This window comes from Oscillibacter sp. CU971 (assembly GCF_905219725.1).
In the GTDB taxonomy this organism is placed as follows: Bacteria; Bacillota; Clostridia; order Oscillospirales; family Oscillospiraceae; genus Oscillibacter.
Window position 1 is genome coordinate 1 of sequence record NZ_CAJMXG010000090.1, and the last position, 11,618, is coordinate 11,618.

The following is an 11,618-nucleotide window of genomic DNA, read 5'->3' on the forward strand; positions in this document are numbered from 1 at the left end:
CCCGCCCGGAGGATGCCGTAGATGGCGTGCCGGGAGGAGACCAATCCCTCCGGCAGGACCACCAGGCTCTCCGTCAGGTCGCTCAGGCCGCTGAGGACCAGGAGGAACACGCCGCACATGGGGATGGTCAGGAGGCCGGTATTTTCCGTGGAGAAATCCCTGGGCAGGACGGGGCCGGGTTCCTCCTCCGCCGGGAGGAGCCGGGCCGTCAGGGCCAGGGCAAGGGCCAATCCGATCAGAAGGACCGCCAGGGCCAGGGCGGCGAGGTTGCCGGGGATGGGGAGGCCGGTGTCCGCTTCGAAGCCGGTGTGGTTTTGCAGCAGCCGCAGCACACAGGCGGCGGCCCCGCCCAGCGCCGCCGTCAAGGGAAGCGCGTAATGTTTATCCATAACAAACGGGTCCTTTCAGGAGTCAATTTGATTCCCATAGTATAGCACAGGAAGGAGCTTCTGAANAGGGNCAATTTTCCNCCGCTCATTNCNCCAGCAGCGTCACCTGGGGATTTTCCGCCGCCGCCCGGCGGAGGAGGCGGACCAGCGCCCGTCCCCGGCGGCCCAGCCGGCCCTCCAGAACCTCCTGATGAAGGAGGCGGACCGTCACAGGCGCTTTCAGGTCCGTCAGGCAGTCGAATAGGGCGTCCAGGTTCCGCCCGTACCACTCCGGCAGCGCCANGGCCTGGGCAAAGCGGTCATGGACCTCCTCCAGGGACCGGAGCTCCAGCCCGTCCAGCACGATTTCAGCCATCGCCCTCGTCTCNNTANAANAGCTCGAAGGACTNATAGTTGTCCCCGGTGTAGTAGACAAGGCCGTCGTNGGAGAAGACGATCCGCCTGGCCCCCCGGCTTTTGGCCCCCAGGGTGTCGATGTCGCATTCTGTGTAGGTCCGGCCCTTGGCCTCGGGCAGGAGGCCCTCGTAGTTTCCGAAGCGGCTGCCGCCGATGCACATGCCCGGGGCGTAAGGCTCTAAATTCCCGCCGGGCCAGCCCAGGTCCTGGGCCTCCTTCTTGGTGATGAAGTTATCCGGCAGACGGCCGTAGGTGTGGATATAGAGGGCCACGTCCTCCTTGGTGGTGTAGCTCCCGTTCTCCGGCAGGGCGTCCAGCCCGGCGGACTGGTCCTCTGAAGAAGCGTTGCCGGGCCGATCCGGCTCCTTGGACGCGTCCGGGTCCTCCTGGCCNGNAGACTGGNCCTCNGGCGGCGGGTCCTCTTGGCCGGAGCTGTCTTCCGGGTCTTCCGGATCTTCCGCGACGGGAAGATCTGCCATTGCGTCTTCAAACCGGGCCCCGTCTTCGGGAACATCCGTCAGGTCCACCACGCCGCCGCAGGCGGTGAGGGAGAACAGGGTAAAAGCGGCCAGCAGGCCGCCAAGCCAGCGTTTCATGTCCATCATCCTTTCTGCTGATGGGGACAGTATACCAGCTTCGGCAAAAAGAGGCAAGGGAAAAAGCCCTTGCCTCTTAAGCTATGTGCGCTCCAGCAGAGTTTGGAACCGCTCCAACAGCACGGCGGTCTGCCCCCGGGCGGCCCGGCCCTGCGGCTGGAGGCGTCCCTCCTTGGTCCCCTGCAAAATCCCCTCCGCCAGGGCCCAGCTCATGGCCTCCCCGGCGTAGTCCGCCACGTCTCCGGCGTCCGGGAAGCCCCGGAGGGAAGCCCGGCTTCCCCGGTCGGCCCGTTCCAGCTTGGCATAGCGCCAGAGGATAGAGGCCAGCTGCTGGCGGCTTACCGGCAGGTCCGGGCGGAAGGTTCCGTCATAGAAGCCCTCCACCACGCCCCGCCGGGCGGCCCAGGCCACGGCGCCGCTGTAGTAGGCGGAGTCGGGCACGTCGGAGAAAGAGGAGCCCCGGACCTCCGGCTTCCCCGCCNGGCGGTGGAGAATGGCGGTGATTTGTCCCCGCGTCACGGTTTCGCCTGGGGAGAAGGCGGTAGGGCTGGTGCCGTTCATCAGCCCGGCGGCACAGGCCCGTTCCACCGCCCCGGCGTACCACGCGTCCTGGGGCACGTCCTGGAAGCGCCCGCCGTTCCAGGCGTTCCAGGCGCTTTGGATGAGGTCCCCCGCCATATCCTGGGACAGCTCCCAAAAACCCACGCCTCCCAGGCCCCGCTGCCGGGCCAGCTCCGCCTNGGCGGCGATGGAGTCCGGATCGTCGTAAGAGAGGAAGGAGCGGCTTCCGTAGAGGTAGGGGACCTTCGCCTCCTCATGGCGGAACTGCCGGTAGGCGGAGCGGTTTCGATACTCGCCCTTCACCTTGTCCCAAGAGACGGATTTAGCGCTTTGAAAGGATTGGTACAGCCCGCTGTTCCTGCTGGAAACGCCTTGGTATATGTACCCGTACAGCGGCATTCCCAGCACCAGTTTCTCCGCCGGGACGCCGCGGGCCAGCCAGGCGGAAATGCCGTCGTCTACGCTGGCGCGGTAGCGGGGCGGGCCGTCCGAGGGCGTGTAGAGCGGCGCGTTGAAGTCCGNCGAGGAGTCCCAGGGCCCGTGGAGGTCATAAGCCATGAGAAAAATATGGTCCACGGTTTCCGCCACCTCCTGGGGCTCGATGCTGTTCAGATAGCCGCCGCTCACCGCCCCGGCGATGGTCAGGACATAGCGCTTCCCGTCCCGCCGCCCCTGCCGGTCCAGGGCTTCCCGGAGCTCTCGNAGCAGCAGGGTGAANTTCTGCTNANCCTGGGGCCGGTGGACCACGCCGGGGGCCCCGCCGGAAACGGGGTACTCCCAGTCCAGATCCACGCCGTCCAGGCCGTGTGCCAGAAGCAAGTCCACACAGGACCGGGCAAACATCCNCCGGCCTTCCGCGGAGGNCGCCGCGTCGGAAAACCCGGCGGAATCGTCCCAGCCGCCGAGGGAGAGCACGATTTTCAAATCCGGGTTCCGCTTCCGCAGGCCAGTCAGCTCCCGGAGGGTCTTTCCATCCCGGACCGGGTCGCCCAGGACGGCTCTGCCGTCTTCGAGTTTGGCAAAGGCGTAATTAATCTGGGTAAACTGTTCCGCCGGGAGCTTGTCCGGCGTGTGGCCCTGCGCGGCGGCCCAGGAGGCGTAATAGCCCACCACCTCCCCGGCACCGCCGCCTCCGGCGGCGGAGGCCCTGCCGCTGCCGATCAGGGACAGCAGCAGGGCGAATACCAGGATTGACAGGGCAAAACGGCGTGTTTTCCGCATCGTTCCAAACTCCTCAATAAGATAATAAAAAAGCGTTATAAAATAGCTTTCAACAAATTCTACGCCCTATTTTACAGCAGNTTCCCCCTCTGGGGCAAGGAACAGCTTCTGGAAGCCCAGGCAGAAATTGAGGCCGGACGGCGCAAACCGTCCGGCCTTAGAGATTTTTGTGCCGTCAGCGAACCGTGCTCCGCAGGGTCCCAATACTCTGGATGGTACACGCCACGATGTCTCCGGCGCTCAGGAACTTCGGCGGGTCGAAGCCCATGCCCACCCCGGCGGGAGTGCCGGTGGCGATGATGGTCCCCGGCAGCAGGGTCATTCCGGCGGAGAGCTCCTCGATGATTTCCGGAATGCCGTGAATCAGCAGGGCGGTGTTGGAGCGCTGGCGCTCTTCCCCGTTGACGGCGCAGGAGATGTCCAGGGCCGGGGGGAAGGCCGTTTCGTCCGCGGTGAGGATGCAGGGCCCCATGGGGGTGAAGTCGTCCAGGCCCTTGCCGAAGTACCACTGCTTGTGTCCCGTCTGGAGATCCCGGGCGGACACGTCGTTTAGGACCGTGTAGCCGAAAACGTAGTCCCCGGCGTTTTCCGCTTTGACGTTTCTGGCGGTCTTTCCGATGATCACCGCCAGCTCCGCCTCATAGTCCAGCCGCTCCACCAAGCCCTCATACCGGGGGATATCCCCATCCGGGTCCCCGGCCCGGGAGACCCGCTTGGAGAAATAGACCGCCGCGGGCNTTTCCTTTTTAAAGGCCTCGGCGTCGTACTTGGCGGCTTCCTTCTCGTGGTCCCGGTAGTTCATCCCCAGGCAGATCACGTCCTGCCGGGGCCGGGGGATGGGGGCCAGGAGGGTTACGTCCTCCAGGGGAACCGGCTTGGCGGTGGAGGTGACGGCAAAAGCCGCCGGAGGAAGGGTCTCGATCAGGGTGTTCATATCCGGGTAAGGGAGGAAGACCACGCCCTCCTCCGTCAGCGCGCCCACGCGCTCCTCGCCCTTGCATAGGCAGGTGATCAATTTCATGGGATCGACTCCTTTTTAAGCGTTTCCTGTATTTTAAAGCATGCCGTTCCAATATGCAAGAGGCGGAGCGTTTCCGCTCCGCCTCAAATCCATGGTTACGACAGCAGCAGCTTGTCGTCCGCCTCGTCGGAGCCGCTGACCTTGCTGAACAGCTCCAGCAGCTGGGGCACCGTCAGCTTCTTTTTCTCCTCCCCGGAGACGTCGATGACGATTTTTCCGTCGTACATCATGATNAGCCNGTTCCCNTGCTGGATNGCGTCTTTNNTATTGTGGGTGACCATCNTGGTAGTGAGATNGCTTTCCGCCACGATGCGGTCCGACAGCTCCAGCACCTTGGCCGCCGTCTTGGGGTCCAGGGCGGCGGTGTGCTCGTCCAGCAGCAGCAGCTTGGGCTTTTTCAAGGAGGCCATCAGCAGCGTCAGCGCCTGGCGCTGTCCGCCGGAGAGGAGGCCCACCTTGCTGGTCAGCCGGTCCTCCAGCCCCAGGTCCAAATTTTTCAGCATCTCCTGGTACTGCTCCTTCTCCGCCTTGGTCACGCCCCAGCGGAGGCCNCGCCTCTGGCCCCGGCGGGCCGCCAGGGNCAGGNNCTCNAGAATCTGCATGGTGGGCGCGGTGCCCAGCATGGGATCCTGAAAGACCCGACCGATATAGGGGGCCCGCTTGTGGTCCGGCAGGTGGGTTACGTCCACGCCGCCGATGGAGATGGACCCGCCGTCCACGGCCCAGGTCCCCGCCACGGCGTTCAGAAGGGTGGATTTGCCCGCCCCGTTGCCGCCGATGACGGTGCAGAAGTCCCCGTCGTTCAGCGCCAGGCTCACGCCCCGGAGGGCCTGTTTCTCATTGACCGTCCCGGCGTTGAAAACCTTCCAGATTTCTTTTACTTCAAGCATGGCTGGCGCCTCCCGNCTTGANCTTGGCGTGGAAATACTTGCCCTTCCAGTAGGGCAGNGAGAGGAACACCGNCNNCACCAGGGCGGAGAGGAGCTTTAGATAGTTGGGGTTCANGCCCANGGCCANCACCGCCTGGATGACGATGTAGTACAGGATGGCCCCAATAGCCACCGCCAGCAGCTTCAGCGCGAAGTTGTGGAACAGCTTGCTGAACAGCACCTGGCCGATGATGACCGCCGCCAGGCCGATGACGATGGCGCCCCGGCCCACGTTGATTTCGTTGGCCCCGTTGTACTGGCACAGAAGCGCCCCGGAGAGGGCTACCAGGCCGTTGGAGATCATCAGGCCCAGTACCTTGCAGAAGTCGGTGTCGATGCCCTGGGCACGGGCCATACTGCCGTTGGAGCCNGTGGCCCGGAGGGCGCTGCCCAGCTCTGTGCCGAAGAAGCCGTACAGCAGGGCAATGAGACCCACGGTGAATAAACCCACCACCAAAATGGGGTGCCGCCAGAGGGGAAAGTCCNCCCGGATGGCCCCCTGGANNAAGCNCAGGGAGACCAGNAGCTTTTCCAGGGTGTCCGCCTGGGTGACGTTGATGGCCACGGAGGCCTTGAAGTCCATGATGGCCATGTTGACGGAGTACAGCCCCAGCTGGGTCAGGATGCCCGCCAGAATAGCGGGGATGCCGCACTGGGTATTCAGCAATCCGGTAACCAGGCCCGCCAGCATGCCCGCCAGCAGGGCCGCCAGCATCGCCGCCCAGACGTTGGCTCCACCGGAGAACAGCATGACGAACACCGCGCCGCCGGTGCAGAAGGAGCCGTCCACAGTCAGGTCCGCGATGTCCAGAATCTTATAGGTGATGTATACGCCGATGGCCATGATGCCCCAGATGAGACCCTGGGACATGGCCCCCGGTAAGGCGTTGAGGAAACTCAGCATGATCTGATTTCACGACCTCTCTTGAAATTAGGGCGTTTCTTTCCGCATCCCAAATGGAAGGAAGCAGGGGAGGGCTTCCCGCCCTCCCCTGTGAGAACGCTTTACTCGGTGACAATGGCCTCGTAGCCCTCGGGGGCGGTGAGGCCCAGGGCCTCGCAGGTGGCGGGGTTGTACTTCTTGACGAACTGGGGCGCGTATTCGATGGCCATTTCGGATACCTTGGCCTTGCCCGTCAGGATGTCCGCGGCCATTTCGCCGGTCTTATAGCCGATGTCATAGTAGCTGATGGAAAGGGTGGCCACACCGCAGCCGCCGCAGATGCCTTCCTCTCCGGCGAAGACGGGCTTCACGCCCCGGCAGATGTTGTCAATGATTCCCGTGTTGTTGGCCGCCGTGTTGTCCGTGGGGACATACAGGACATCGGAGGCGTCCACGGCGCTCTGGACCACAGAGGCCATGTCGTTGGTGTCGGAGAACGGATACTGGGTGCAGGCGTAGCCCATGTCCTCCAGATAGTTCTGGACGTTGTCCACCTGATACTGGCTGTTGGGCTCGGCGGAGCAGTAAATCAGTCCAACGGTCTTGGCGTCGGGATACCATTCATGGATCATCTGGGCCTGCTGGTCTAGGGGCGCCAGGTCGGAGGTGCCGGAGACGTTGCTGCCCACGGTGCCGGAGAAGTTCTCGATGCCCAGGGCCACGCCGTACTCGGTGATGGAGGTGCCCAGCACCGGAATGTCGGCAGTGGCGGAGGCGGCGGCCTGGAGGGGAGCAGTGGCGTTGGCCATAATCAGGTCCACGCCGCCGGAGACAAAGCCGTTGATGATGGTAGCGCAGGTGGGGGTATCTCCCGCGGCGTTTTGGGAATCGATTTCCACCTGGCCGGGAAGCAGCTTGTTCAGCGCTTCGGTAAAGCCCTGAGTGGCGGCGTCCAGCGCCGGGTGGGGGGCCAGCTGGCAGATACCGATTTTGTAGGACTCGCTNGAGCCGCCGCAGGCGGCCAGGCTCAGGGCCATGGCCAGAGTCAGAACGAGCGCAAGCAGTTTCTTCTTCATGGTTTCCAATCTCCTTATGTTCTTATAGTGTGCGCGGTTTTGCCGGGTTCATGATAAAAAGCGGCCCGTCCGCAGGCGGGACCGCCTTCCATCGCAAAGTATTCCTTTGACGCTTTTGTACTATACAGCTTTAAAGGGATAAAGTCAATGGCTNATTNCCACANAAACGATNGNTTTTTGGAAGGAGGCGTCGTATAATAAAAACACATAGTTTCCACAAAGAGGAAAAGAAAGAACGGGAGGTCATTTTTATGCGAAACACCGCGCGCAAGCAGTTCCTGGCGCTGGCGCTGGTCCTGGCCATGCTGGCGGGGCTGTCCGTCCCCGCCCTGGCGGCGGAGGAGGGCGGGAAAACCGTCACCATTCTCCAAACCAGCGACCTGCACGGCATGGTCAATCCCTTTGACTATGCCTCGAACAAGGAAAACAAAACCAGCATGGCCCATGCCGCCGCCATCATCAAGGCGGAGCGGGAGGCGGACCCGGACCTGCTCCTGCTGGACACCGGCGACACCACCCAGGCCAACTACATCCAGGCCTTCCTGGACGAGGAGCCCCATCCCATGATTGCGGCTATGAACTACTTGAAGTACGACGCCTGGACCCTGGGCAACCACGAGTTCAACTTCGACTTCAAGTATACCACCCGGGAAATCGAGGAGTTCCAGGGCGTGACCCTGGGCGGCAACTTCTACAAGGCCGACGGCTCCCGCTGGATCGACGCCTACAAGATCTTCGAGGTGGACGGCGTGAAGGTGGCGGTTTTCGGCGTGGACGCGCCCCACATCCCCCAGTGGGAGAAATCCGACCCGGGCCACTATGACAACATGAAGATCACAAACCCCGACGAGGAAATCGGCAAAATCCTGGACGAGCTGGAAGGCAAGGCCGACGTGATCGTCGGCTCCGTCCACTATGGCCTGGACGGCGAATATGGCGTCGCGGGCATGCGGGAAGTGGCGGAGAAGTACGGCAGCCGGATGGACGCCCTCTTCATCGGCCACGCCCACGCCAAGGTCAATGAGACCATCGGGGGCATCCCCGTCCTGGAGCCCGGCAGCAACGGCGAATTTGTCAGCAAGGTCACCCTGACCTTGAAGGCCGACGGCGACGGCTGGNNCGTGGAGAAGGCCGAGGGTGCGCTTTTGGACTGCGCCGAGGCCACCCCCGACCCGGACTTCCTGGCCCAGGTCAAGGATCTCCATACGAAGAGCCTGGAGCTGGCGTCCCGGCAAGTGGGCACCGTAGGCAAGACCTTCATTGAGAATCTGGAAGTTCTCCCCGGCATTCCCACCGCGGTTCTGGAAGATGACGCGGTAACCGACCTGGTGAACAAGGTCCAGATGGAGCGGGCGGGAGCCGATGTGTCCCTGGCGGCGCTGTTTGACTCCACCAGCAACCTCCAGGAGGGCCCCTTCCTGCACCGGGACAGCGTGAAAATCTACAAATACGACAACACCCTCTATGGCGTGAAAGTTACCGGAAAACAGATGAAGGCCATCATGGAGGAAAAGGCCGGGAACTTCTTTAACCAGTACCAGCCCGGCGACGTGACCATCAGCTTCAACCCCAATATCCGGCTGTACAACTACGACATGTTCGCGGGGCTGGACTATGAGATCGACATCTCCAAGCCCGCCGGGTCCCGCATCCAGAACGTGGTCTACAAGGGNCAGCCCATGAAGGACACGGACACCATGGTCCTGGCCCTGAACAACTACCGCTATGNCGGCCTGGTTTCCGCGGGCCTCATCAACGAGGCGGACGTGGTGTACGAGGGCGGCGCGGTCCGGGATATGATTACGGAGTACGTGGAATCCCTGGACGGCCCCCTGATGCCCGAGGTGGACAACAACTGGAAGATCGTGGGCGCGGACCTGGATGATCCCCAGAAGGATCTGATTTACGAGAAGGTCCGCTCCGGCGAGATTGCCATCCCCACCAGCGAGGACGGCCGCACCCCCAACATCGCCTCCTTGAACGGCCCCGCCCTGCGATCCGAGGGCGTCCTGCCCCCGCTGGAGGACGNGGAGCCCGCTGAGGAACCCGCTCCTGCTCCCGAACCGGAGCCGGAGCCCGCCCCGGCCCCCGAGCCCGCGCCTGAACCGGAGCCCGAGTCTGCCCCCGANCCGGAGCCCGCGCCCGCCGTTTCCGAGGGGACATACACCGTCAAGGCCGGGGACTGCCTCTGGAGCATTGCCCAGAAAACCTACGGCACNGGAACGAAGNGGNGCGCCATCTACGCCGCCAACCGCTCCACCGTCAAGGACCCCGCCGCCATCCGGATCGGCCAGGTCCTGATTCTCCCCGCGGCGTAAGCAAAGAAAACGCGCCCATTCTCAAGACATGCGGCCCCGGCAAAAAGCCGGGGCCGCTTCCGTTCTCCAGATTCTCCCCTTGCCTGAACGGGAAAACCATGGTATACTAAACACCGGAAAAACCGGGCATGATTTCCAGGAGGTGACCGCGATGGAAAAGAAGGGCGTGAAAATCGCCGCCCAAAACCGGAAGGCCCACCATGATTACTAAGTGGAAGAGAAATACGAGGCGGGCATCGAGCTGGCGGGCACAGAGGTCAAGTCCGTCCGGGCCGGGACGCTGAACCTGAAGGACTCCTACTGCTCCGTGAAGGAAGGGGAGCTCTTCGTCCACGGGATGCACATCTCCCCCTATGAGAAAGGGAACATCTTCAACAAGGACCCCGTCCGGCCCCGCCGCCTGCTGATGCACAAGCGNGAGATACGNAAGCTCCACGCCCTGGTGAAGCAGGACGGCTATACCCTGGTCCCCCTGTCCGTGTACTTCAAGGACTCCCGGGTCAAGGTGGAGGTGGGCCTGTGCAAGGGCAAAAAGAACTACGACAAGCGGTCCGCCGCCGCCCAGCGGGACGCCAAACGGGAGATCGACCGGGCCATGAAAGCGCGATAAATTTTAAAGGAACTATATATTACTTCCGAACTGAAAGGCCGGAAGTAATATGTGCCATGTTTTGCGGTTGCCGCTGTTTACAGCGGCGAGNAAAACGGCTTAAATCAAATGGATTATTTCCGAGTTTTAAGCTTGGAAATAATAAAAGCACTGAAAGGAAGNNACCGGCNTGAGCAATCCAATNGCCACCNTCCTCATGGNGGACGGCAAAAAAATGACCGCCGAGCTCTATCCCGAAAAGGCCCCCAACACGGTGAATAACTTCATCACCTTGGCCAACAAGGGCTTTTACGACGGCTTAACCTTCCACCGGGTCATTCCCGGCTTCATGATCCAGGGCGGCTGCCCGGACGGCACCGGCATGGGAGGGCCCGCCTATGAAATCAAAGGGGAGTTTGCNTCCAACGGCTTTGCCCAGAACGACTTGAAGCACGCTACAGGCGTCCTTTCCATGGCCCGGACCATGGCCCCGGATTCCGCCGGGAGCCAGTTCTTCGTCATGGTGGCCCCGGCNGGGCACTTGNACGGTGANTATGCCGCCTTCGGCCAGGTCATTGAGGGCGTGGACGACGCCATCGCCATCTCCCGGGTCCCCCGGAGCATGATGGACGACAAGCCCAAGAAGCCCGTGGTCATCCAGTCCATACGCGTGGATACCAAGGGCGTGGATTATCCCGAACCGGAGACCCGCTGAACAAAANAAAGCGCATGAGAAGGAGGAAGCCATGAAAACCGCCATCATCACCGGCGCGTCCTCCGGCCTGGGCCGGGAGCTGGCCCGCCAAATCGAGGACGTGTTTCCCGACATCGCGTGTTATTGGCTCATCGCCCGCCGGGAGGACCGGCTGGAGAGCCTGGCGATCAGTTTGCCGGGCCGCCATACCACCTGCCTGGCCCTGGACTTGTGCGACCCCATGAGCTTTGTCTCCTTAAAAGACCGCCTGGCGGAGGAGAAGCCGGAGGTGTNCCTGCNGGTGAACTGCGCGGGCTGCGGCTGTCTGGGCCGGGTAGGGGAGATGGACACCGCTTCCCAGACCCGGATGGTGGACCTGAACGTCCGGGCCCTGACCGCCGTGACCAACCTGGTCCTCCCCTATATGCCCGAGGGGGGCCATATCCTGAATGTGTCCTCCATTGCCTCCTTCTGCCCCAACCCCCGGATGACGGTCTATTCCTCCACCAAGGCCTACGTCTCCCATTTCACGGTAGGCCTGAACGAGGAGCTGCGCCGCCGCAAGGTCAGCGTCACGGCGGTCTGTCCCGGTCCCATGGCGACGGAGTTTCTCCCGTTGGCTGGAATCACGGGCCGCTCCAGCACCTTTGAATTCCTGCCTTACTGTGACCAGGTAAGAGTAGCCGGGGGCGCTCTCCGCGCCGCCAAAGCGGGCCGCACGATTTACACCCCCAAGCTTCTGTATAAATTCTACCGCCTCCTGGCCAAACTGACTCCTTCCCAGCTTTTAGTCAAGTTTGTTAAGACCTGAGCAGAAAAGACAAGATGGAGGGGGCCTCTCAAGGGCCTCTCTCCCAAATGTCACAAAACCGTAACACACACCGGTCCAAACCTGTGCTATACTAATCTAACGATTCCACCTGCAAACACCCAAAAGACCAAGAC

General features: G+C 62.5%; 11 protein-coding genes and 1 pseudogene. 4 read left to right on the forward strand and 8 right to left on the reverse strand.

Annotated features, from left to right (window positions below):
• The 8 genes and pseudogenes from JX325_RS08040 to JX325_RS08075 all read right to left on the reverse strand — a co-directional run.
• Positions 1-389, reverse strand: a pseudogene (locus JX325_RS08040) (hypothetical protein); the annotation flags it as partial.
• Between the two features lie 85 nt (positions 390-474).
• Positions 475-744 carry a barstar family protein gene (locus tag JX325_RS08045; RefSeq protein WP_204790645.1) on the reverse strand — a complete coding sequence of 90 codons (270 nt, stop codon included), beginning with the start codon at positions 742-744 and terminating at the stop codon, positions 475-477.
• Complete coding sequence (locus JX325_RS08050) at positions 737-1,381, reverse strand: ribonuclease domain-containing protein (RefSeq protein WP_243413989.1); 645 nt, start codon at positions 1,379-1,381, stop codon at positions 737-739. The genes JX325_RS08045 and JX325_RS08050 overlap by 8 nt, the downstream gene beginning before the upstream one ends.
• Before the next feature lie 81 nt (positions 1,382-1,462).
• On the reverse strand, positions 1,463-3,163 hold the full coding sequence (locus JX325_RS08055) for a glycosyl hydrolase family 18 protein (protein ID WP_204790646.1): 1,701 nt from the start codon (positions 3,161-3,163) through the stop codon (positions 1,463-1,465).
• A gap of 175 nt (positions 3,164-3,338) precedes the next feature.
• A complete protein-coding gene (locus tag JX325_RS08060; protein ID WP_204790647.1) occupies positions 3,339-4,184 on the reverse strand; it encodes a fumarylacetoacetate hydrolase family protein in 846 nt (281 codons plus the stop codon).
• A gap of 95 nt (positions 4,185-4,279) precedes the next feature.
• A complete protein-coding gene (locus JX325_RS08065; protein WP_204790648.1) occupies positions 4,280-5,074 on the reverse strand; it encodes an ABC transporter ATP-binding protein in 795 nt (264 codons plus the stop codon).
• Positions 5,067-6,017, reverse strand: a complete 951-nt coding sequence (locus JX325_RS08070) for an ABC transporter permease (RefSeq protein WP_204790649.1) — start codon at positions 6,015-6,017, stop codon at positions 5,067-5,069. The genes JX325_RS08065 and JX325_RS08070 overlap by 8 nt, the downstream gene beginning before the upstream one ends.
• Positions 6,018-6,118: 101 nt before the next feature.
• Positions 6,119-7,072 (reverse strand): ABC transporter substrate-binding protein, encoded by a 954-nt coding sequence (locus JX325_RS08075; protein ID WP_204790650.1) that lies wholly within the window; start codon positions 7,070-7,072, stop codon positions 6,119-6,121.
• A 251-nt stretch (positions 7,073-7,323) separates the two neighbouring features.
• Between JX325_RS08075 and JX325_RS08080 the strand changes: the two genes are divergently transcribed.
• The 4 genes from JX325_RS08080 to JX325_RS08095 all read left to right on the forward strand — a co-directional run bounded on the left by JX325_RS08080 (position 7,324) and on the right by JX325_RS08095 (position 11,484).
• The gene (locus JX325_RS08080; RefSeq protein ID WP_243413990.1) at positions 7,324-9,390 is read left to right on the forward strand and encodes a 5'-nucleotidase C-terminal domain-containing protein; all 2,067 of its coding nucleotides are present in this window, start codon (positions 7,324-7,326) and stop codon (positions 9,388-9,390) included.
• A 211-nt stretch (positions 9,391-9,601) separates the two neighbouring features.
• Entirely contained in the window at positions 9,602-10,000 is a 399-nt protein-coding gene (gene smpB, locus JX325_RS08085; protein WP_243413991.1) for an SsrA-binding protein SmpB, read from the forward strand.
• A 214-nt stretch (positions 10,001-10,214) separates the two neighbouring features.
• Complete coding sequence (locus tag JX325_RS08090) at positions 10,215-10,694, forward strand: peptidylprolyl isomerase (RefSeq protein WP_243413992.1); 480 nt, start codon at positions 10,215-10,217, stop codon at positions 10,692-10,694.
• 31 nt (positions 10,695-10,725) lie between these two features.
• Positions 10,726-11,484: an SDR family oxidoreductase gene (locus JX325_RS08095; RefSeq protein ID WP_204790652.1), complete on the forward strand. Its 759-nt coding sequence runs from the start codon at positions 10,726-10,728 to the stop codon at positions 11,482-11,484.
• Positions 11,485-11,618: the final 134 nt, after the last annotated feature.